The organism is Type-A symbiont of Plautia stali, from assembly GCF_059731155.1.
The window spans coordinates 2,308,535-2,330,125 of record NZ_AP035891.1 but is presented as its reverse complement, the minus strand read 5'-3'; the positions used below and the strand labels follow the sequence as shown (position 1 = coordinate 2,330,125).

Here is a 21,591-nt window from a genome sequence, read left to right as displayed (position 1 = left end):
AGAGAGCGGGCAGGATGCTTACAGTTAACGCCAGCGCAATAAATTTCGCCACGATAACGTTTGCGTTCTGTGCGCGGCGTTAGCCTGTGCGTCGACCATGATAGAATGCGCGGCTTTCTGAAAACCTTCTTAGGCGAATGCAATGAAACACACCGTCGACATGATGCTCTCTGAGCAGGAGATCGCAACCCGTATTGCCGAACCGGGCAAGCAGATCAGCGAGCACTACCGCAACAGCGGCAGCGAAATGGTGCTGGTCGGCCTGCTGCGCGGCTCCTTCATGTTTATGGCTGACCTGTGCCGCGCCATTGATGTCGCGCACGAAGTCGACTTCATGACCGCCTCCAGCTACGGCAGCGGCATGTCCTCCACGCGCGACGTGAAAATCCTCAAAGATCTCGACGAAGACATTCGCGACAAAGATGTGCTGATCGTCGAGGACATCATCGACTCCGGTAACACCCTGAGCAAAGTGCGTGAAATTCTGCACCTGCGTGAGCCAAAATCGCTGGCGATCTGCATGCTGCTGGATAAGCCGGAGCGCCGCGAAGTTGAGGTGCCGGTCGAGTTTGTCGGCTTTACCATTCCGGATGAGTTCGTGGTCGGCTTCGGTATCGACTACGCACAGCGCTACCGCCATTTGCCGTATATCGGCAAAGTTACGCTGCTGGACGAATAACCGCACAATCTTCCAAGGCTGATTCCCTCCGCCTGCGATAAGATGCGCAGCCCGTAACTCAATGACTTACGGGCTCGGCACGCGTTTTCCTGCGGCACGCAGAGTGGTAGAGTGTGGTGGGTTATCACTCTGCGCAATTCCTTTGATTTCACAACCGTTATCGCTGAATAACCCCGCACGCTCGACGCGAGCGCACTATCATTTCATATGGCTATGATGTCACTACAACAGGGTACGGACTCGCAATGACTTATGCACTGGAACTTTCCGGGCTGACCAATACCTATCCCGGCGGCGTACAGGCGCTGAAAGGCCTCGATCTCAACGTGGAAGCAGGCGACTTTTATGCCTTACTGGGCCCTAATGGTGCCGGTAAGTCCACCACCATTGGCATTATCAGCTCGCTGGTGAACAAATCCAGCGGCAGCGTGCGCGTGTTTGGCTATGACCTGCAGAAAGATGTGGTCAACGCCAAGCGGCAGCTTGGGCTGGTGCCACAGGAATTCAACTTTAACCTGTTTGAAACCGTGATGCAGATTGTGGTTAATCAGGCCGGTTATTACGGCGTGGAACGCGCCGAAGCGAACAAGCGCGCGGAAAAATACCTCAATCAGCTCGACCTGTGGGGCAAGCGTAACGAACGTGCGCGCATGTTGTCCGGCGGGATAAGCGCCGGCTGATGATTGCCCGGGCGCTGATGCATGAACCCAAGCTGCTGATTCTTGATGAACCCACGGCTGGCGTGGATATCGAACTGCGCCGCTCAATGTGGGTGTTCCTGAAAGAGCTGAACGCCAAAGGCACCACCATCATCCTGACCACCCACTATCTGGAAGAGGCGGAAATGCTGTGCCGTAACATCGGCATCATCCAAAGCGGTGAACTGGTGGAGAACACCTCAATGAAAGGGCTGCTGTCCAAGCTGCAGTCGGAAACCTTTATCCTCGACCTAGCGCCGCGCAGCCCGCTGCCGCAGCTGGAGGGCTTCCAGTATCGTCTGGTTGATACCTCAACGCTGGAAGTGGAAGTAATGCGCGAGCAGGGGCTGAATAGCGTATTCAGCCAGCTGAGCGCGCAGGGCGTGCAGGTCCTCAGCATGCGCAACAAAGCGAATCGTCTGGAAGAGCTGTTCGTCAGCCTGACGCAGGGAAAAACAGGAGTAACCGCATGACGCATCTGTACTGGGTGGCGCTCAAGAGTATCTGGAGCAAAGAGATCAACCGTTTTGCCCGCATCTGGATTCAGACGCAGGTGCCGCCGGTGATCACCATGACGCTATACTTCATTATCTTTGGCAATCTGATCGGCTCACGCATCGGCGATATGCACGGCTTCAGCTACATGCAGTTTATCGTGCCGGGCCTGATTATGATGGCGGTGATCACCAACGCTTACGCCAACGTCGCCTCGTCATTCTTCAGCGCCAAGTTCCAGCGCAACATTGAAGAGCTGCTGGTGGCGCCGGTGCCGACGCACATTATTATCGCCGGTTATGTCGGCGGCGGCGTAGCGCGCGGCGTGTGCGTGGGCGTGCTGGTGACGGCGGTGTCGCTGTTTTTCGTGCCGTTCCACGTATTCTCGTGGCCGATGGTGGCGATCACGCTGCTGCTGACGGCGATTCTGTTCTCGCTGGCTGGCCTGCTGAATGCGGTGTTTGCGCGCACCTTTGACGATATCAGCCTGATCCCGACCTTCGTGCTGACGCCGTTAACTTACCTCGGTGGCGTATTCTACTCGCTGGCGCTGCTGCCGCCGTTCTGGCAGGCGGTGTCGAAGCTCAATCCGGTGCTGTACATGATCAGCGGGTTCCGCTATGGTTTCCTTGGCATCAACGATGTTCCGCTGGTGTTGACGCTGTCAGTGCTGGTGGCGTTTATCGTGGTGTTTTACGTGCTGGTGTATGCGCTGATTCAGCGCGGACGCGGTTTGCGCACCTGAGGCGCAGGTCCGAAGAAAAAGCCGTTGCCGGTCTTGCCCGGCAGCGGCTTTCGCTAAGGAGAATATGCGCGGTTGCTACCGCGCGCGGCTATCAGGCCACCTGCACCGGCAGCGCTTTAGCGATACGTTTCATCTCGTAATCCCCATCGAAGTAGGCCACTTTGGGCTGCCAGCTGCGCGCCACTTCATCTTCCACCTGCACATAAGAACAGATGATCAGCAGATCGCCCTGACAGGCACAGCGCGCGGCCGCACCGTTGACCGAAATGATTTTCGAGCCACGCTCGGCGGCAATGGCATAGGTAGAGAAGCGCTGGCTGTTGGTGACGTTATCGATGTCGATGGCTTCGTATTGCAGAATGCCGGAGGCATCAAGAAAATCCTGATCGATGGCGCAGGAGCCTTCATAATGCAAATCCGCCTGCGTCACTTTTACGCGGTGAATACGGTACGAATCATAGCGTGATACCTTTGTTATACCCGTGCGCGGCTGGTTTCCACCGCGCAGTGTGTAGCGGGTACATGCTGCCCATAAACGACGGAGTTAAACCGTCAGATCTACTTGCTGATTATCAATCAAACGCGCATTGCCGAGCCAGGCAGCCATCAGAATTACTGCGCGCTGGCTGTCGACCGTCAGCGGCTGCAGCGTATCAGCATCGCAGATGGCCAGGCCGTCGGGGCGCAGGCCCTGATCGCGCAGCGTCTGTTCGGCGTGCTCGATAATCTCATCCACGTGCCGCTCGCCGTTGCTGAGGCGCTGCGCCATGCTGTTCATCACCTGGCTGAGCACCGGCGCTAGCTTGCGTTCATCGGCAGTAAGATAGCCGTTACGTGAGCTGAGCGCGAGACCGTCTTTGGCGCGCACCGTCGGCACGCCAACGATGTCAATGTCAAAGCCCATGTCCGCCACCATCTTGCGGATGATCGCCAGCTGCTGAAAATCCTTCTCGCCAAAACAGGCGATATCCGGCTGCACCAGATTAAACAGCTTGCTGACGATGGTGGCCACGCCGCGGAAATGACCGGGACGGCTGGCGCCCTCCAGCAGCGAGGAGAGGCCCGGTACTTCAACAAACGTCTGGCTGTCGAGACCCTGCGGATAGACATCGGCCGGTGCCGGGGCAAAGACCAGGTCGACGCTGTGGCGATTGAGTTTTTCACAATCGTCCTGCAGCGTGCGCGGATAGCGCGCCAGGTCGTCGGCGCGATCAAACTGCATCGGGTTAACGAAGATCGATACCACCACGATATCTACGCGCTGGCGTGCTTCATCCACCAGCGTCAGATGCCCCTCATGCAGGTTGCCCATAGTGGGCACCAGCGCGATGCGTTTACCTGCCTGGCGCCAGCGTCGAATCTCACGGCGCAGCAGCGGCAGCGTTTCAATGATCAGCACTGCAAATCTCCTGATTTACTGGAAACTGTGTTTGGCAGCAGGGTAGGTGCCTGCCTCAACGTCGGCCATATACTGGCGAATTGCCGCACGAATGTCGCCGGTTTCCGCAAGGAAATTTTTGGCAAATTTTGGAATGTGGCCGCCGGTAATGCCAAACGCGTCGTGCATCACCAGAATCTGGCCGTCGGTGACGTTACCGGCACCGATGCCGATCACCGGTACCGACAACGCTTTTGTGACGCGTTCAGCTAGAGCGACCGGTACGCACTCCAGCACTAGCAGCTGCATACCGGCCGCTTCCAGCGCCAGCGCATCCGCCAGCAGGCGCTCGGCTGCCGCTTCATCACGCCCCTGCACCTTGTAGCCACCGAAGATATTAACCGACTGCGGCGTCAATCCCAGATGACCACACACCGGCACGGCGCGCTCGGTCAGCATGCGCACGGTTTCTGCCAGCCAGGCGCCGCCTTCCAGTTTTACTAGGTTGGCACCGGCGCGCATCAGCTGCGCGGCACTGTCAAAGGTTTGCTGCGGCGTGGCGTAACTCATAAACGGCAGGTCAGCCATTACCAGCGCGTTGGGCGCACCGCGCCGAACGGCGGCGGTGTGATAAGCAATATCGTCGACCGTCACCGGCAGCGTGGAATCATGGCCCTGAACGGTCATGCCGAGCGAATCGCCAATCAGCAGCAGCGGAATGCCTTGGTCGGCAAACAGGCGCGCGAAGCTGAAATCGTAGGCGGTCAGCGTGGCGAACTTGCGGCCGCTGGCTTTCAGCTGGCGTAAGTGAGAGAGGGTGGTGGGTTTCATCGCAATCTCCAGCATTTTCTGATGCGCGCAGTATACTGGATTGATTGCAAAGGCGATACGACGGGCGTGCGATTCTGCCGCGTCAGGCAGACCACAACCGGATGCTGCTGCGGTCCAGCGTCGCCAGAATGCCGGCCAGCGACTGGCCGTTTGGCAGGCGCAGCGCTGGCGCGATCTCCAGCAGCGGCACCAGCATGAAGGCGCGGTTGTGCATATCGTAGTGCGGCACCGTCAGGCGCGGCGTGTAGATCACCGCATTGCCGAACAGCATGATATCGAGGTCCAGCGTGCGCGGTCCCCAGCGTTCGGCTTTGCGCACCCGGCCATGCTCCAGCTCAATGCGCTGGGTGTGATCGAGCAGCGTTTCCGCGGCCAGTGTGGTCTCCAGCGCCACCACGGCGTTGAGGTAATCCGGCTGATCCGGCGGGCCGTACGGTGGCGTGCGATAAAACGCGGAGGTGGCTACGCGGCGGGTACCGGGAATGGCATCCAGTGCGGCCAGCGCTGCATCAACCTGATGCAGCGGATCGGCGAGATTACTGCCTAATGCGAGATAAACCCGCGTCATGACGCACTATGGTTGCTGTCGCGGCGCGGGCCAGCTGGACGACGGCGCGGACGGCGCGGTTTACGGCGCGGGGCCGGATCGTCACCTAGGGTGTTGAGCATGGTTTTCTGCTGTGTCGGCACCGCCGACTGGAACTCGCCCCACCACTGGCTGAGGCGCAGCAGCTCGGCGTTGTTCTCGACTTCCGCACGCAGCGCCAGCAGGTCGTAGGCGGCGCGGAATTTAGGATGCTCCATCAGCTTCCATGCGCGCTTACCGTGACGGCGGGACATGCGCAGCTGCAGTTGCCAGATATCGCGAATCAGCGTGGTGATACGTTTCGGAATCGCCAGCGCACGGCAGGCTTCATCCAGCGTTTCGTTCATGGACAGCGCAAAGGCGTCGAAATAGGTCAGGCCGCTCTCCTGCGCAATCTGCTCGGCTGACTCCAGCTGCGGATACCAGAACATCGCCGCAAACAGGAACGCCGGATTCACGCGCATGTCGTTGTGCAGGCAGGTATCGGTGTTTTTCAGCACCTGGGCCAGCATGCGCTCCATCGGGCTGTCGCCCTGTTCGGTGAAGTTGCGCGCCAGCGTCGGGAACAGCGGCTGGAACAGCTGGTATTCGCGCATCATCAGATAGGTGCGATAACCGTAACCGGCCTGCAGCAGCTTCAGCGACTCCTCAAACAGGCGCGCTGGCGGAATGTCATTCAGCAGCGTGGCGAGGCGGGGAATCGGCTCGGCGGTTTCCGCCGCAATGCTCATGTCCAGCTTCGCGGCGAAGCGCACCACGCGCAGCATACGCACCGGATCTTCGCGGTAGCGCGTTTCCGGATCGCCAATCATGCGGATGATGCCTTCCTGCAGATCCTGCAGGCCACCGACGTAATCGCGCACGGTGAAATCAGCCACGCTGTAATAGAGGCTGTTGATGGTTAAATCGCGGCGCTGCGCATCATCTTCGATGTTGCCAAAAATGTTGTCGCGCAGCAGCATGCCGTTCTGACCGCGCTGCGAACCGTTGCGATCGTCGACGCTCTCTTCCTGGTGGTGGCCGCGGAATGTGGCGACTTCGATCACTTCCGGACCGAACATGACATGCACCAGACGGAAGCGACGCCCGACTAGGCGGCAGTTGCGGAATAGCTTACGCATCTGCTCCGGCGTGGCGTTGGTGGTCACGTCAAAGTCCTTCGGCTTTTTACCCAGCAGCAAATCGCGCACGCCGCCGCCAACCAGATAGGCTTCGTATCCGGCTTTGTTCAGGCGATACAGCACTTTGAGAGCGTTTTCGCTGATATCTTTGCGTGAGATATTGTGGCTTTCCCGGGGGATAACGGTCATCAGACTTACGGTTTCCACCTCTTCAGGGGCCTCCTCATCACGCTTGAGCACTCTCCGGCAAAAATTAGCGACTCGGGTAAAAATGGGACACCTCGACAGAGAGAAAATGGGTGTGAATAAAATCAGCGGCTAATTATAGCCTGTTGCGAACCATTTAGGAATGGCGTTGTCGCCTCATCCGGTTGTTGCGCATCATGCCGCGGAATCGATGCGCTATCCCAGTGTGTAACGGCATGGTCCAGCAGCGTCTCCAGCCCATGGTCCTGCCAGCCCGGCAAAACCGGCTGCCCCAGGAAGCTCAGCGCCTGCACCAGCACCGGTCGCGGATCGCCGTCCGGCAAGGCCGGCGCGTGGTTCTGCTTCGACAATTTATTACCGTCCGGGGTAATTGCCAGCGGCAGATGCAGATAAGCCGGCTCCGGCCAGCCAAACTGCTGATACAGCGCAATCTGGCGCACTGTTGGCTCAATCAAATCCGCACCGCGCACAATCTCCGTCACGCCCTGAAAATGGTCATCGACCACCACCGCAAGGTTGTAGGCGAACAGCCCGTCACGACGGTGAATAATAAAGTCTTCCTGCGCCAGACGCGGCTCCGCCTGCAGATGGCCGCGCAGGCGATCGTCAAAACCGTACACCGGCGCATGCTGACGCAGCCATAGCGCGGCGCCGTCCGGCGGCAGATGTAAACGCGGCAGTGACCGTCGTAAAAGCCGCCCAGCTGCTGAATGCGGCTGCGCGGGCAGGTACAGAAGTAGCTTTAACGATGTTCGCGCAGCCAGCTAAGCGCCGCGCGATAAGCCTCGTGGCGCTTGCGACTGCCACAGTACGTCGCCGTCCCAGTGCAGCCCATAATGCGTCAGCTGACGCAGGATGCGCGTTGCGGCACCGGCGACTTCACGCGGCGGATCGATATCTTTAATGCGCACCAGCCAGCGGCCCTGCTGCGCGCGCGCTCAGGTAGCTGCCTAGTGCGGCTATCAGCGGACCGAAATGAAGATCACCGGAAGGAGAGGGGGCGAAACGCCCGATGCAGGGAAGCGTGGCGGACATTATGCTGTGGTACACCACACGGCGGGAAAACAGTGGTTTTCCCGGCTGTGCGGCGACAGTCTGTTAACGGCCATTAGCCTGCCATCTGCTTCTCGCGGATTTCTGCCAGCGTTTTGCAGTCAATGCAGAGATCGGCGGTCGGACGCGCTTCGAGACGGCGGATACCAATTTCGACCCCACAGGATTCGCAGTAGCCGAAGTCGTCGTCTTCCACTTTCTTGAGCGTTTTCTCAATCTTTTTAATGAGTTTGCGCTCACGATCGCGGTTACGCAGCTCTAGGCTGAACTCCTCTTCCTGGACGGCACGGTCAACCGGATCCGGGAAGTTGGAAGCTTCGTCCTGCATATGCGACACAGTACGGTCTACTTCATCCCTGAGTTGGTTGCGCCAGGCTTCCAGAATCTTGCGGAAATGGCTCAGCTGGGCGTCATTCATATACTCTTCGCCCGGTTTCTCCTGATACGGCTCCACCCCAGCGATGGCGAGGATACTCAGGGACGATGTTTTACGGTTTTGCCCTTCTTGCATGTTGTTTCTCCTGGATAACACGCACTACCCGTTCTGTTTCAGATTGCGAAAGCCTTTGCCTGCAACCCGACGCATGCGGGGCATATCGATTCCCATCAGGGAAAAAAACAGGCCGCTATAAATAGCAGAAGCAATCAAGGTTGGCAATTATTCATGAACGCACCTTGACAAGCCTGTGAGGAACAGCGTATTTAGCGCACCGCTCAGAACATTCTTATCACAGCAAATAACGTTAAATATTACAACTGTGCGTTAATCGTCACCTTTAACGGCCGGGTAAGTAACATTTCTGCCGGTGAAATCTGAGCCTGATACGCCAACACTTCCACACCGCAGCGCTGCGCCTGTACCAGTAGTTCTGCGTATTGCGCATCGATATGGTGCGCCGGGGAAACGTCCTCAATCCCCGTGTGCAGAACAGCAAACAACAAAACGGCCCGGTGGCCTTCTGCCGCGATAGTGCTTAATTCGCGCAGATGTTTCTGTCCACGAGCCGTCACCGCATCCGGAAAATAGCCTTTACCATTTTGTAAAAGGGTGACGGACTTGACTTCAATATAGCAGTTGGCTTTGCCCTCCGCTTGCAACAGGAAGTCAATTCGGCTTTTTTCCGTGCCGTATTTCACCTCAGCCTGGCAGTGGCTATAAGCGGATAATTCCGGAATTGCGTCGCGCAGCAGCGCCTCGCGCACCAGTTGGTTGGCGCGCAGGGTGTTGACGCAAATCCAGTGGCCCTGCGCGGTTTGCGTTATTTCCCAGCTGTGCGGATATTTACGCGTCACGCTGGCCGAGGTGGAGTACCACACTGTGTCGCCTGGCGTGGCGCAGCCGGTCATCGCGCCGGTATTGGCGCAGTGCAGGGTGAAGGTGTCACCTTCCGGTGTGATGACATCGGCTAAAAAACGTTTATAGCGGGTGATTAAGCGGGCTGATTGTAACGGCGGATCGAACTGCATTTATGCTCCTGCGGCAGATAACAGTGGCCAGCGCGCCAACCGGCGATAGCGCGTACGTCCCTGCGTGACGCTGGACGCAAACAGCGCGAAATGACTCACCTCAACACGCCAGTGAAAACCGCGCGGCGGCAGCGCCACGACCTGCGCAGCGTGGCGCAGCAGGGTTATGTGGGGATGGAACGGCTGCGTACTCTGCGCACAACCATGGCGCGCGGCCTGGGCGCGCAGCAGGTTGGCCAACTGCAGTAAACCGCGCGGCGCGCGCTGGCAGCCAAGCCACACCACGCCGGGACGCGGCCAGTGACCGGCGTCGTCGAGATCCAGCGTAAAGCCCGGCTGGTGAATGCGTGCCGCCAGCTGCTGCAGCTGATCCGCCGTTTCCGTGCTGACCTCACCGAGAAACGCCAGCGTCAGGTGCCGATTCGCCGCCGCCACCGGTTTACCCGCGTCCGCGGCGAAGCAATCGGCCCGCCATTGCACCAGTTGTTGTTGGAGAGAATCAGGCAATTCGAGGGCAAAAAACAGTCGTTGCGTGGCCATGCTGAACTCCGGTAATCGGCGCCGGGTGGTGTACATTGCGCGCCATCTTAGCACAGGCAGAGTGGGAGTTGAGTGTGAGTGAATTATCGGTAAGCGAGGTACTGCCTGCATTGCTGGCAGCGCTGGCGCAGTCACCACAGGTGCTGCTGGCGGCACCGACCGGCGCCGGGAAATCCACCGGGCTGCCCCGGCAGCTGCTGCAACAGGCGCAGCTGCCGGGGCAAATCATCATGCTGGAGCCGCGCCGGCTGGCGGCACGCAACGTGGCACAGCTGCTGCGTGACGAGCCCGGTTCGCTGCTGCTGTTTCTGCCCGGCGTGGCGGAGATTGAACGGGTGAAGCGTGAACTAGCGTCGCGCGTCAGTGATAAGGTTGATTTATCTCCTTTATATGGTGCGCTGTCGCTGGAGGCGCAGCGGCGGGCCATCCTGCCGGCCGCGCCGGGCCGGCGTAAAGTGGTGCTCGCCACCAATATCGCCGAGACCAGCCTGACGATTGAAGGTATCCGCCTAGTGGTGGACAGTGCGCTGGAGCGCGCGGCGCAGTTTGACGTGCGCAGCGGCGTGACGCGTTTGCTGACCCAGCGCATCAGCCAGGCATCGATGACGCAGCGCGCTGGCCGCGCCGGTCGCCTGGCGCCGGGGATCTGTCTGCATCTGCTGCCGCAGGAGCAGGCGCTGCGTGCGGCGGCGCAGAGTGAGCCGGAGATACTCACCAGCGATCTGGCCTCGCTGCAGCTGGATTTGCTGCAGTGGGGCTGTCAGGAAGCGGTTCAGCGCGCGCGGCCGTAAAATGGCGCAGCTTGGCAGCGATCCGCGTCTCACGGAGATGCTGTGCGCCGCCGGCGACGATGTGCACGCCATCGCCAGCGCGGCGCTGCTGGCCGCCGGATTTGCTGACTGGCTGGCGCTGCGTCGCGGTCACAGCGCGCTATCAGCTCGCCAATGGTATCGGCGCGATGCTGGATGAGCACGACGGCCTGAGCCGCTATGAGTGGCTGATTGCACCGAGCCTGCTGCAGGGGGCCAGCAGCGCCGATGCACGTATGCTGCTGGCGCTGCTGGTAGAGATTGATACGCTGCGCCAGCAGTGCCCGCAGCTGGTGGAGCAGCGCACCGATGTGGACTGGGATGAAGACAAAGGCACGCTGCGCGCGTGGAAGCGGGAAGCGATTGGTGCGCTGATCCTGCGGGCCCAGCCGCAGGCGCGGCCCGAGCCGGAGATCCTGCATCCGGCGATGCTGCGCTGGATCCGCGAAAAAGGGCTGGCGGTGCTCGGCTGGACGCCAGAGGCAGAGCAGCTGCGTCTGCGCTTGCAGTGCGCCGCGCAGTGGCTGCCGGAAGAGGCGTGGCCGGTGCTGGATGATGACACGCTGCTGACCTCGCTGGAGCCACTGGCTGCTGCCGGAGATGGGCGCAGTACGCGATTTAAAAGGGCTGCAGAGCGTTAATCTTGTCTGCGCTTTATTACAATTTGCTGACATGGTCACAGCGGCAGCGGCTGGATACTGTGCTGCCAACTCATTACACTGTGCCGACCGGAAGTCGCCTGCCGATTCGCTACGACGCGGAGAAACCCCCGCGCTGGCGGGTGCGTATGCAGGAGATGTTTGGCGAGGCGCAGAACCCGGCGGTTGCCGATGGGCGCGTTCCGCTGGTGCTGGAGCTGCTTTCGCCGGCGCACCGTCCGCTGCAGATCACCCGTGACCTCGCGGCGTTCTGGCGCGGTGCGTATCCTGAAGTGCAGAAAGAGATGAAAGGGCGCTATCCCAAACATCCGTGGCCGGACGATCCGGCCAGCGCCTTGCCAACTAGGCGTACCAAAAAATATTCCTCGTAGCTCGCAGTGGATCGAATTCAGAGGGTTCTGCCATGCGCGGCACGAGAAAGCAGTTAGAGTAGCGGCGCTGCCGTAGCTATGCCTGGAGAAAACAAAGCATGTCTGGGAACGATCGCGAACCTATTGGGCGCAAAGGAAAAGCGCCAAAGCCGCCGCGTAACGTTACGCGCCGGGGTCGCCGCAGGGAGCCTGAAGATGATATCGATCAGGACGATTTTGACGAAGATGATGAGGAGAGTGCGCCGGTGCCACCCAAAGGTAAAGGAAAACGACCCGCGCGTGGCAAACGCCGCTGGTTAGGCTGGTTGATTAAACTCTTCCTGGTATTTGTCGTGGTGATGGCCGCTTGGGGCGTCTATCTGGATTCGGAAATCCGCAGCCGCATTGACGGTAAAGTGTGGCAGCTGCCGGCGGCCGTGTACGGGCGCATGGTCAGCCTCGAACCGGGCATGGCTTATGACAAGAAAGAGATGATTGCGCTGCTGGAAGGCACGCAGTATCGCGAAGTGTCGCGCATTACCCGTCCGGGTGAGTTCGGCGTGAAAGGCAACACCATCGACCTGCTGCGCCGTCCGTTTGATTTTCCGGACAGCAAAGAGGGCCAGATTAACGCGCGTCTCACCTTCAGCAAAAACGAGCTGAGCGAGATTAAAAACCTCGATACCGGACGCGACTTTGGCTTCTTCCGCCTCGATCCGCGGCTGATCACCATGTTGCAGTCGCCAAACGGCGAGCAGCGTCTGTTTGTGCCGCGCGCCGGGTTCCCGGATCTGCTGGTCGATACGCTGATCGCCACCGAAGACCGCCACTTCTACGAGCATGACGGCATCAGTCCGTACTCGATTGGTCGCGCCTTCCTCGCCAATATCACCGCCGGTAAAGCGGTGCAGGGCGGCAGTACGCTGACGCAGCAGCTGGTGAAAAACCTGTTCCTCACCAACGAACACTCGCTGTGGCGTAAAGCGCGTGAAGCCTATATGGCGGTGATCATGGATGCGCGCTACAGCAAAGATCGCATTCTTGAGCTCTACCTGAACGAGGTGTATCTCGGTCAGGCGGGCAACGACCAAATCCGCGGTTTCCCGCTGGCCAGCCTGTACTACTTTGGTCGCCCGGTGGACGAACTGAGCCTTGATCAGCAGGCGATGCTGGTCGGCATGGTCAAAGGTGCGTCGCTGTATAATCCGTGGCGCAATCCGCAGCTGGCGCTGGAGCGTCGTAACTTGGTGCTGCGTCTGCTGCAACAGCAGAAGGTGATCGATCAGGAACTGTACGACATGCTGTCGGCGCGGCCGCTTGGCGTTCAGCCGAAAGGTGGGGTGATCACGCCGCAGCCGGCGTTTATGCAGATGGTGCGTAATGAGCTGCAGGCGAAGCTGGGCGATAAGGTCAAAGACCTCTCCGGCGTGAAGATCTTCACCACGCTCGATCCGATTTCGCAGGATGCGGCGGAAAAAGCGGTTGAAGACGGCATTCCCACGCTGAAGAAACAGCGCGGGCTGAAAGATCTGGAAACCGCGATGGTGGTGGTCGACCGCTTCAGTGGTGAAGTGCGCGCCATGGTCGGCAGTGCCGATCCGCAGTTTGCCGGCTATAACCGCGCGCTGCAGGCGCGTCGCTCGATTGGTTCACTGGCGAAACCGGCGACCTATCTGACCGCCCTCAGCCAGCCAAACAGCTATCGCCTGAACAGCTGGATCGCCGACGAGCCAATTGCGCTGAAACAGCCAAACGGTTCGGTGTGGAAGCCGATGAACGACGATCGTCGCTTCAGCGGTAAAGTGATGCTGGTGGATGCGCTGACTAACTCAATGAACGTGCCAACCGTTAACCTCGGTATGACGCTGGGACTCGACGCGGTGGTGGATACCTGGACCAAACTCGGCGTGCCAAAAGATCAGCTGCATCCGGTGCCGGCCATGCTGCTGGGGGCGCTTAACCTGACGCCGATTGAGGTGGCGCAAGCATTCCAGTCAATTGCCAGCGGCGGTAACCGTGCGGCGCTGTCGGCGGTGCGCTCGGTGATTGCGGAAGATGGCACGGTGCTGTATCAGAGCTTCCCGCAGGCGCAGCGCGTTGAGCCGGCGCAGGCGGCGTATCTGACGCTGTATACCATGCAGCAGGTGGCCGATCACGGTACGGCGCGGGCGCTGGGCGCACGCTTCCCGGGTGCGCATCTGGCGGCGAAAACCGGTACCACCAATGACCTGATCGACAGCTGGTTTGCTGGTATTGATGGTAAAGAAGTGGCGATCATCTGGGTTGGCCGCGACAACAACCAGACCTCGAAGCTGTACGGTGCCAGCGGCGCGATGCAGATCTATCGTCGCTACCTCGACAACCAGGCGCCAATGCCGCTGGTCCTGACGCCACCGGAGGATATCACCCAGATGAATATCGATTCGGCCGGTAACTTTGTCTGCGGCAGCGGCAGCAGCACCTGGCGTTCGCTGCCGGTGTGGACGCTGGATCCGAACGCGCTGTGCCAGCAGCAACAGCAGCAGATTCAGCAGCAGCAACAGCAAGAGCAGCAACAGCAGCAACAGCCGCAGGGCGAGCAGAAGGACTCTGACGGTGTCACGGGCTGGATTAAAGATATGTTTGGCAGTAAATAAGCCATCCGGCACTGCACAGGCTTTATACATTCAGAGCCTGTGCGGTGCCAGCGTTTTACCACCACGTGGCGGTGCCAAATAAATGGCGGCGCTCCAGCCTGAGCCTTGCATATAAACTGAATTTAACCCCCTCTGGCGCTGCGGCGCCTTTTTCTTTGCCCGCCATTTTTTTAGCCGCGATCATGGATATGTGCGATCCGCTGGCAAACTCACCGCCAGCAGGCATTACATCTTGCGGTGCTTGCCGGGTTTCGCCTAAAATCCGTGCGTCTAATAATCATTCTCGTTTCCATTCGCCTGCATTATTCTATTTTTCATGAGATCCCACTATGAATGCGCGAAACACTTTTCCTTGTTCTCTGCGCGCGGTGACCACCCGTCGACCGCTCGCGTTATTGATTTCCCTGACTCTGGGCAGCCTCAGCATGCAGGCGCTGGCCGAAGATACCGTGGTGGTGACGGCTGATGGCGGCAGCGGCGTAGCGCAGGAGAGCGCATGGGCACCGTCACCGACCATTGCCGCGAAACACAGCGCGACCGGCACCAAAACCGATACGCCGATCGAGAAGAATCCGCAGTCGGTGTCGGTGGTGACGCAGGAAGAGATGTCAATGCACGCGGTGACCAGCGTAAAAGGTGCGTTCAATTACACGCCAGGCGTGCTGACCGGTAACCGCGGTAGCTCGGACGTTATCGACGCGCTGTCGATTCGCGGCTTCAGTGAAACCAACACTAACCAGTATCTGGATGGCCTGAAGCTGCAGGGTGACAACTACTCCGAATTCGCTATCGATCCTTACTTCCTCGAGCGCGCGGAGCTGCTGCGTGGTCCGGTTTCGGTGCTGTACGGTAAGAGCAACCCGGGCGGTGTGGTGTCACTAGTGAGCAAGCGGCCGACCCAGGAGACGCTGCGTGAAGTCCAGTTCCAGATGGGCAGCGACAACCTGTTCTCCACCGGCTTCGACTTTGGCGGCTCACTGGATGATGACGGCGTTTACAGCTATCGCCTGACCGGCCTGGCGCGCAGCGCCGATGCGCAACAGGAGATGAACAAAGAGAAGCGCTATACCATTGCGCCTTCGTTCAGCTGGCGTCCCGATGCCAATACCCGCTTTGACCTGCTGACCTACTTCCAGAACGAACCGGAGACCGGCTATTACGGCTGGCTGCCGCGCGAAGGCACCGTGGTGGGCATCAACCGGCCGGACGGCAGCAGCTATAAGCTGCCCACCAATTTTGATGAAGGCGAAGACAGCAATAAGATCTCGCGCAACACCAAAATGGTTGGCTACAACTTTGAGCACAGCTTTAACGATACCTAGACGGTGCGCCAGAATTTGCGCTATGCCGAGCTGAAAACGAATTATCGCAGTATTTATGGCAACGGCTATCTGCCTGAGTCACAAGAGATTACGCGTGGTTCAGCCATTTCCGATGAGAAATTGAATCAGTTTGCCGTCGATAATCAGGTGCAGGCAAAATTTGCTACCGGTGCGGTCGATCATACGCTGCTGATGGGGGGTGATTATCAGCGCACCCGTAATGATATTGATGCTGCATTTGCCTCCGCAGCGCCAATCAACGCGATTGATCCGCAGTATGGTAACGATGCTGTGGGTGCCGCCTTCCCCTATCAATATCTGAACCGTCAGGAACAAACTGGCCTGTATACGCAGGATCAGATGGAATGGAATAAATGGGTGCTGACGCTGGGCGGGCGATACGATTATGCAATGACCTCCGAACTGAACCGTAACGGTAACAGCGAAGTAAAAAACCACGACCAGGCATTTACCTGGCGCGGTGGTGTGAACTATGTGTTTGATAATGGTATCGCACCGTATTTCAGCTACAGCGAATCCTTTATCCCAACGGCTGGCACCACGGTTGATGGGAAACCTTTTGACGCATCCCGCGCGAAGCAGTATGAGGCTGGCGTAAAATACGTACCTAAAGATCGCCCGATTGTGGTCACCGCAGCGGTTTATCAGCTGACTAAAACCAAAAACCTGACGGCAGATCCGAATAGCCTGCAGTTTAGTGTGCAGGGTGGTGAGATTCGCTCACGCGGCGTCGAGCTGGAAGCCAAAGCGGCGCTTAACGCCAACATCAACCTGACGGCGGCTTACTCTTATACCGATGCGGAATACACCGAAGACACCGTGCTGAAAGGCCGTACGCCGGTGCAGGTGCCGAAGCACATGGCTTCGCTGTGGGGCCGATTACACCTTCCACGAAACCGCAATGTCGGGCTTCACCGTTGGTGCCGGGGTGCGCTACGTGGGTGAAAGCAAAGGCCTGTACGCCAGCGGCCCAAATGCCAACCAGAACTTTGACGTCGCCGCTTACACCACCGTGGATGCGGCGCTCAAATACGATCTGGGCCGCTTCGGTTTGCCGGGCTCAACTATCGGCGTCAACATCAACAACCTGTTCGATCGCGAATACGTTGCCAGCTGCTACCGCGACTACGCCTGCTACTGGGGCGCAGAGCGCCAGATCGTCGGTACCGCCACCTTCCGCTTCTGATACTGAACACAGGGCGCTGCGGCGCCCGTTAACCAGGGATTATCAAGCAGCATCCGCACCACGCAGAAACCACCTTTTCACTGGAAAACGTCAGCTTCCGTGTGCCCGGCCGCACGCTGCTGCATCTGCTATCGCTGACTTTCGCCCCGGGCAAAGTCACCGCGCTGATCGGGCATAACGGTTCCGGTAAATCCACGCTGCTGAAGATGCTCGGCCGTCACCATGCCGCCAGCGAAGGGCGCGTGATGCTGAACGGTGAGGCGGTTGATACCTAGAGCAGTAAAGCCTTTGCGCGCCAAGTGGCCTATTTGCCGCAGCAGCTGCCCGCGGCGGAGGGCATGACGGTGCGCGAGCTGGTGGCGATTGGGCGCTATCCGTGGCACGGTGCGCTGGGGCGCTACGGCCAGGAAGATCGCGATCGGGTGGACGAGGCGATTGCGCTGGTTGGACTGAAACCCTTCGCCGGGCGGCTGGTGGACAGCCTGTCCGGCGGCGAGCGTCAGCGTGCGTGGCTGGCGATGCTGGTGGCGCAGAACAGCCGCTGCCTGCTGCTGGATGAACCAACCTCGGCGCTGGATATCGCGCCCAACAGGTTGATGTGCTGGCGCTGATTCAGCGCCTCAGCCACGAACGCGGCCTGACGGTGATAGCGGTACTGCACGATCTCAACATGGCGGCTCGCTACTGTGACCGGCTGGTGGCGCTGCGCGCGGGAGAAGTGATCGCTGAAGGCGGACCGGAAGCGATTATGCAGGCCGAGGTGCTGGGTGATATTTATGGCATTCCGATGGGCATTCTGCCGCATCCGCAGGGCGGCGCGCCCGTCAGTTTTGTCTACTGAGGCCTTGTGATGTTCGACCTTTCCCGTCGCCGTCTGCTGACCGCGCTGGCGCTCTCACCGCTGATGAACCTTGCACCGCTGCGCGCCGCGCAGCCGGACAGCCAGCGCATCCTGGCGCTGGAGTGGCTGCCGGTGGAGTTGCTGATGGCGCTCGGCGTCGCCCCGCTCGGCGTGGCCGATCTGCATAACTACGCCATCTGGGTGGGCGACCCGGTCTTGCCGGCCGACACCCTCATCTCGGCTTACGCACCGAACCCAATCTGGAACTGATGACCCAGCTGTCACCGTCGCTGATCCTGCACTCCAACGGTTACGGCCCGGCGGTCGACAAGCTGGAGCGCATTGCGCCGACGATGGGCTTTGACCTCAACAGCGGCGATGGCAAACCGTTCATCACCGAGCGCAAATCGCTGCATGCGCTGGGTGCCCGGCTTGGCCTTGAAGCGCAGGCACAGGCCCATTTGCAATGTGTGGATCGTGAAGTGGCTGCCGCGCGTGAGCGGTTACGTCCGTGGGCGCAGCGTCCGCTGCTGCTGATGTCGCTGATGGATCCGCGTCACGCCATTACCTTCGGTAAAGGTAGCCTGTTCCTCGAAGTGATGGAGCAGCTTGGCCTGCGCAATGCCTGGCAGGGCGAAACTAACTTCTGGGGCAGTGCGGTGGTCGGGCTGGAGCGGCTGGCGGAGGTCGGTGACGTTGAGGTGATCTGCTTCGATCACGATAACGCGCGCGATATGCAGCAGGTGACGCAAAGCGCACTGTGGCAGGCGCTGCCGTTTGTCCGTTCCGGCCGTTTCCGGCGGGTGCCGGCGGTGTGGTACTACGGCGCCACTTACTCAGCCATCAAATTTATTCGCGTGCTGGAACACGCGCTGGAGTCACACTGATGCGCAACCGTCTGTTTCCCGTCGCGCTGCTCAGCGTGCTCAGTTTACTGGCGCTGGCGCTCACGTTTATCAACCTGCGCCAGGCGCTGCCGCTGGCACAGTGGCAGCAGGCGATGTTCGCGCCGGATATCGATAACATTCGTCAGGTGGTGTTCCACTACAGCCTGCTGTCGCGGCTGGCGCTGCTGGTCGGGGCCGGACTTGGCCTCGCGGGCCTGCTGTTTCAGCAGGTGCTGCGCAATCCGCTGGCGGAGCCGACCACGCTGGGCGTCTCTTCCGGCGCGCAGCTTGGCCTGACCGTCGCCACCCTGTGGCAACTGCCGGGCGGGGAGCTGACGCAGCAGTTTGCCGCGATGGGCGGGGCGGTGCTGGTCGGCGTGCTGGTGTTTGGCATCGCATGGGGCAAGCGTCTGTCGCCGGTAACGCTGATCCTGGCCGGTCTGGTACTGAGCCTGTATGCCGGCGCGGTTAATCAAATCTTTGCCATCTTCAATCACGATCAGCTGCAAAACATGTTTCTGTGGAGCACCGGCGCGCTGAACCAGCTCGACGGCCACAACGTGGCGCTGCTGTGGCCTCGCCTGCTGCTGGCGTTCGCACTGGCGCTGGCGATCCTGCTCAGTGCGCAGCTGGTTAACGTCGCCGGTATCATCGGCTTTATCGGGCTGTTCGCGTCGCTTCTGGCGAAGATGCTGGGTGCGCGTCGTCTGCTTAGCCGCTTGCTACTGGCGCCGTTGATTGGCGCACTGCTGCTGTGGCTGGCCGATCAGTGCGTGCTGTGGCTGACCGCGCACTGGTGTGAAGTGTCAACCGGGACGGCAACCGCGCTGATTGGTGTGCCGATTCTGCTATGGCTGCTGCCGCGTCTGCGCACGGGCTCGCTGCCGCCGGCGATGAATGCCGGCGACACAGTGTCGCAGGAGCGGCAGGCCGTGCTGCGCTGGTGCCTGGCGGGCGTGATGATTCTGGCGCTGTGCAGTCTGGCGGGCATTGCGTTCGGGCGCGACGCGCACGGCTGGACGTGGGTCAGCGGCGACATGCTGCAACAGCTGCTGCCGTGGCGCGTGCCGCGCGTGCTGGCGGCGCTGGTGGTTGGCATGATGCTGGGCGTCGCAGGGGTGCTGATTCAGCGCCTGACCGTCAATCCGATGGCCAGTCCGGAAGTGCTGGGCATCAGCTCCGGGGCGGCCTGCGGGGGGGTGGTCATGCTGTTTCTTTGTGCCCGGCAACGTGGTCGCCTGGCTGCTGCCTGCGGGCGTGCTGGGCGCCGCGCTGACGCTGCTGGTGATTATGCTGGTGGCCAGCCGTGGCGGTTTTGCGCCGGAACGCATGCTGCTGGCCGGAATGGCGCTGAACAGTGCGTTCGTCACGTTACTGATGGTGTTGCTGGCGAGCGGCGATCCGCGCATGGCCGGGCTGCTGAGCTGGATTTCCGGTTCGACGTACAACATCTCAATGACGCAGGCGCTGCAAAGCGCTGTCGTGGGCATGATACTGGTGGCGCTGGCACCGCTGGCCAGCCGCTGGCTGACGCTGCTGCCGCTCGGTGGTGGCCTGCTGGTGTTCGCCGACTGGTGCGGCCGCATGCTGGCCTTCCCGGATCAAATCCCGGCGGGCCTGATGGCGACCTTCTTCGGCGCGCCGTATTTTATCTGGCTGCTAAGGCGCGCTTAGTGAAGCGGGGCGCTATTAATTGCGCCCCGGCAGGTTTACAGCTGCGCGAAGCAGCGGCGGGCGGCATCGACGGTGCGCTGAATATCTTCCTGGCTGTGCGCCAGTGACATAAAGCCGGCCTCATAGGCCGATGGCGCGAGGTAGACACCTTCCTGCAGCATCAGATGGAAGAAACGCTTAAAACGCTCCACATCGCACTTCGTCACGTCGGCGTAGCAGGTCACGCTGTCGGCGTCGGTGAAGAAAATACCGAACATGCCACCGACGTGGTTCACCACCAGCGGGATATTTTCTGCCTCCGCCGCAGCTAGCAGGCCAGCACACAGCTGGTCGGTGAGTGCGGTTAAGGTCGCATGGGTGCCAGGCTGCGCAATCTGCGACAGGCAGGCAAAACCGGCTGCCATGGCAATCGGGTTTCCGGACAGCGTGCCGGCCTGATACACCGGGCCGGTGGGAGCGAGCGCGGCCATCACTTCGCGGCGGCCGCCAAAGGCGCCAACCGGCATACCGCCGCCGATGATCTTGCCGAGGCAGGTCAGGTCTGGCGTAACGTCGTAATAAGCTTGGGCACCGCCCAGCGCCACGCGGAAGCCGGTCATCACTTCATCGATAATCAGCAGCGCGCCAAACTCATCGCACAGCGCACGCAGGCCCGGCAGGAATTCCGGCTGCGGCGGAATGCAGTTCATATTGCCCGCCACCGGTTCGACGATAATACAGGCGATCTCTTGCGGATACTGCTTAAACGCCGCGCGCACCGAGTCGAAATCGTTATAGGTGCAGGTCAGAGTGTGGCGGGCGAAATCCGCCGGCACGCCCGGCGAGTTGGGCTGGCCGAGCGTCAGCGCACCGGAACCGGCTTTCACCAGCAGGCAGTCAGCATGGCCGTGGTAGCAGCCCTCAAATTTGATGATTTTGTCACGCTGGGTGAAACCGCGCGCCAGGCGGATGGCGCTCATGGTGGCTTCGGTGCCGGAGTTAACCATACGCACCATATCCATGCTCGGCACCAGTTCGCACACCAGCTCGGCCATCTTCACTTCCATCTCAGTCGGCGCGCCAAAACTCAGGCCGCGCGCGGCGGCTTCGAGCACCGCATTGCGAATGGTGGCGTTATTATGACCCAGCACCATCGGTCCCCAGGAGCCGACGTAATCGATATAGGCTTTGCCATCGGCATCATACAGATAGGCACCGTCGGCGCGTTCGATGAACAGCGGCACGCCGCCCACACCGGTAAAGGCACGCACCGGGGAGTTCACGCCGCCCGGGATGAGGCGTTGTGCTTCAGCATACAGGTTTTCTGACTTACTCATGGTTCGGCTCCTGCTGTTCTGGAAAAAATCTGGCGCCATTCTACGGAAGAGCGGCCGGTGAAGAAAGGCGCGCGGCCGCTTGCGCCTGCG

13 protein-coding genes and 7 pseudogenes are annotated in these 21,591 nt (G+C 60.1%); 9 read left to right on the top strand and 11 right to left on the bottom strand.

Annotated elements, in window-relative coordinates; genetic code table 11:
* Positions 1-142: 142 nt before the first annotated feature.
* The 3 genes and pseudogenes from hpt (at position 143) to AC6I8M_RS12465 (ending at position 2,617) form a co-directional block, all read left to right on the top strand.
* Positions 143-679, top strand: a complete 537-nt coding sequence (gene hpt, locus AC6I8M_RS12475) for a hypoxanthine phosphoribosyltransferase (protein WP_010618096.1) — start codon at positions 143-145, stop codon at positions 677-679.
* A gap of 245 nt (positions 680-924) precedes the next feature.
* Positions 925-1,850: pseudogene (locus AC6I8M_RS12470) on the top strand (ABC transporter ATP-binding protein).
* Complete coding sequence (locus AC6I8M_RS12465; RefSeq protein WP_010618095.1) at positions 1,847-2,617, top strand: ABC transporter permease; 771 nt, start codon at positions 1,847-1,849, stop codon at positions 2,615-2,617. Before AC6I8M_RS12470 ends, AC6I8M_RS12465 begins: the two are co-directional and overlap by 4 nt.
* 91 nt (positions 2,618-2,708) lie before the next feature.
* Here the strand turns inward: AC6I8M_RS12465 and panD are convergent, their stop codons facing one another.
* The 9 genes and pseudogenes from panD to thpR form a co-directional block, all read right to left on the bottom strand.
* Positions 2,709-3,095, bottom strand: a complete 387-nt coding sequence (panD, locus tag AC6I8M_RS12460; protein WP_041387024.1) for an aspartate 1-decarboxylase — start codon at positions 3,093-3,095, stop codon at positions 2,709-2,711.
* Between the two features lie 66 nt (positions 3,096-3,161).
* Entirely contained in the window at positions 3,162-4,016 is an 855-nt protein-coding gene (panC, locus tag AC6I8M_RS12455) for a pantoate--beta-alanine ligase (protein ID WP_010618093.1), read from the bottom strand.
* A 15-nt stretch (positions 4,017-4,031) separates the two neighbouring features.
* Positions 4,032-4,826: a 3-methyl-2-oxobutanoate hydroxymethyltransferase gene (gene panB, locus AC6I8M_RS12450; protein WP_010618092.1), complete on the bottom strand. Its 795-nt coding sequence runs from the start codon at positions 4,824-4,826 to the stop codon at positions 4,032-4,034.
* Positions 4,827-4,908: 82 nt separating this feature from the next.
* Positions 4,909-5,394, bottom strand: a complete 486-nt coding sequence (gene folK, locus AC6I8M_RS12445) for a 2-amino-4-hydroxy-6-hydroxymethyldihydropteridine diphosphokinase (protein ID WP_010618091.1) — start codon at positions 5,392-5,394, stop codon at positions 4,909-4,911.
* Entirely contained in the window at positions 5,391-6,806 is a 1,416-nt protein-coding gene (gene pcnB, locus AC6I8M_RS12440; RefSeq protein WP_498013812.1) for a polynucleotide adenylyltransferase PcnB, read from the bottom strand. Before pcnB ends, folK begins: the two co-directional genes overlap by 4 nt.
* Before the next feature lie 38 nt (positions 6,807-6,844).
* Positions 6,845-7,775 (bottom strand): annotated as a pseudogene (gluQRS, locus tag AC6I8M_RS12435) (tRNA glutamyl-Q(34) synthetase GluQRS).
* A gap of 73 nt (positions 7,776-7,848) precedes the next feature.
* Positions 7,849-8,304, bottom strand: a complete 456-nt coding sequence (gene dksA, locus AC6I8M_RS12430) for an RNA polymerase-binding protein DksA (protein WP_022547158.1) — start codon at positions 8,302-8,304, stop codon at positions 7,849-7,851.
* 239 nt (positions 8,305-8,543) lie between these two features.
* Positions 8,544-9,260 (bottom strand): DNA/RNA nuclease SfsA, encoded by a 717-nt coding sequence (gene sfsA / locus AC6I8M_RS12425; RefSeq protein WP_010616211.1) that lies wholly within the window; start codon positions 9,258-9,260, stop codon positions 8,544-8,546.
* Positions 9,261-9,800, bottom strand: a complete 540-nt coding sequence (gene thpR / locus AC6I8M_RS12420) for an RNA 2',3'-cyclic phosphodiesterase (RefSeq protein ID WP_010616210.1) — start codon at positions 9,798-9,800, stop codon at positions 9,261-9,263. It abuts the gene before it with no gap.
* 74 nt (positions 9,801-9,874) lie between these two features.
* On the opposite strand from thpR, the pseudogene AC6I8M_RS12415 reads away from it, so the two are divergent.
* Positions 9,875-11,639: pseudogene (locus AC6I8M_RS12415) on the top strand (ATP-dependent helicase C-terminal domain-containing protein).
* Between the two features lie 98 nt (positions 11,640-11,737).
* The gene (gene mrcB / locus AC6I8M_RS12410; protein ID WP_498013400.1) at positions 11,738-14,254 is read left to right on the top strand and encodes a bifunctional glycosyl transferase/transpeptidase; all 2,517 of its coding nucleotides are present in this window, start codon (positions 11,738-11,740) and stop codon (positions 14,252-14,254) included.
* Between the two features lie 55 nt (positions 14,255-14,309).
* Here mrcB and AC6I8M_RS12405 read toward each other — a convergent pair whose 3' ends face one another.
* A complete protein-coding gene (locus AC6I8M_RS12405) occupies positions 14,310-14,480 on the bottom strand; it encodes a hypothetical protein (protein WP_195910862.1) in 171 nt (56 codons plus the stop codon).
* A 103-nt stretch (positions 14,481-14,583) separates the two neighbouring features.
* Here AC6I8M_RS12405 and fhuA point away from each other — a divergent pair.
* The 4 pseudogenes from fhuA to AC6I8M_RS12385 all read left to right on the top strand — a co-directional run bounded on the left by fhuA (position 14,584) and on the right by AC6I8M_RS12385 (position 20,185).
* Positions 14,584-16,783 (top strand): annotated as a pseudogene (fhuA, locus tag AC6I8M_RS12400) (ferrichrome porin FhuA).
* Between the two features lie 41 nt (positions 16,784-16,824).
* Positions 16,825-17,624: pseudogene (fhuC, locus tag AC6I8M_RS12395) on the top strand (Fe3+-hydroxamate ABC transporter ATP-binding protein FhuC).
* Positions 17,625-17,633: 9 nt separating this feature from the next.
* A pseudogene (gene fhuD, locus AC6I8M_RS12390) lies at positions 17,634-18,511 on the top strand (Fe(3+)-hydroxamate ABC transporter substrate-binding protein FhuD).
* Positions 18,511-20,185, top strand: a pseudogene (locus AC6I8M_RS12385) (iron ABC transporter permease). The pseudogenes fhuD and AC6I8M_RS12385 overlap by 1 nt, the downstream one beginning before the upstream one ends.
* A gap of 35 nt (positions 20,186-20,220) precedes the next feature.
* Here AC6I8M_RS12385 and hemL read toward each other — a convergent pair.
* Positions 20,221-21,501 carry a glutamate-1-semialdehyde 2,1-aminomutase gene (hemL, locus tag AC6I8M_RS12380; RefSeq protein ID WP_010616204.1) on the bottom strand — a complete coding sequence of 427 codons (1,281 nt, stop codon included), beginning with the start codon at positions 21,499-21,501 and terminating at the stop codon, positions 20,221-20,223.
* Positions 21,502-21,591: the final 90 nt, after the last annotated feature.

Coding starts and splice junctions, on each gene's coding strand:
- hpt (WP_010618096.1), top strand. CDS start 143: ATGAAACACACCGTCGACATGATGCTCTCTGAGCAGGAGATCGCAACC.
- AC6I8M_RS12465 (WP_010618095.1), top strand. CDS start 1,847: ATGACGCATCTGTACTGGGTGGCGCTCAAGAGTATCTGGAGCAAAGAG.
- panB (WP_010618092.1), bottom strand. CDS start 4,826: ATGAAACCCACCACCCTCTCTCACTTACGCCAGCTGAAAGCCAGCGGC.
- folK (WP_010618091.1), bottom strand. CDS start 5,394: ATGACGCGGGTTTATCTCGCATTAGGCAGTAATCTCGCCGATCCGCTG.
- dksA (WP_022547158.1), bottom strand. CDS start 8,304: ATGCAAGAAGGGCAAAACCGTAAAACATCGTCCCTGAGTATCCTCGCC.
- sfsA (WP_010616211.1), bottom strand. CDS start 9,260: ATGCAGTTCGATCCGCCGTTACAATCAGCCCGCTTAATCACCCGCTAT.
- thpR (WP_010616210.1), bottom strand. CDS start 9,800: ATGGCCACGCAACGACTGTTTTTTGCCCTCGAATTGCCTGATTCTCTC.
- mrcB (WP_498013400.1), top strand. CDS start 11,738: ATGTCTGGGAACGATCGCGAACCTATTGGGCGCAAAGGAAAAGCGCCA.
- AC6I8M_RS12405 (WP_195910862.1), bottom strand. CDS start 14,480: ATGCCTGCTGGCGGTGAGTTTGCCAGCGGATCGCACATATCCATGATC.
- hemL (WP_010616204.1), bottom strand. CDS start 21,501: ATGAGTAAGTCAGAAAACCTGTATGCTGAAGCACAACGCCTCATCCCG.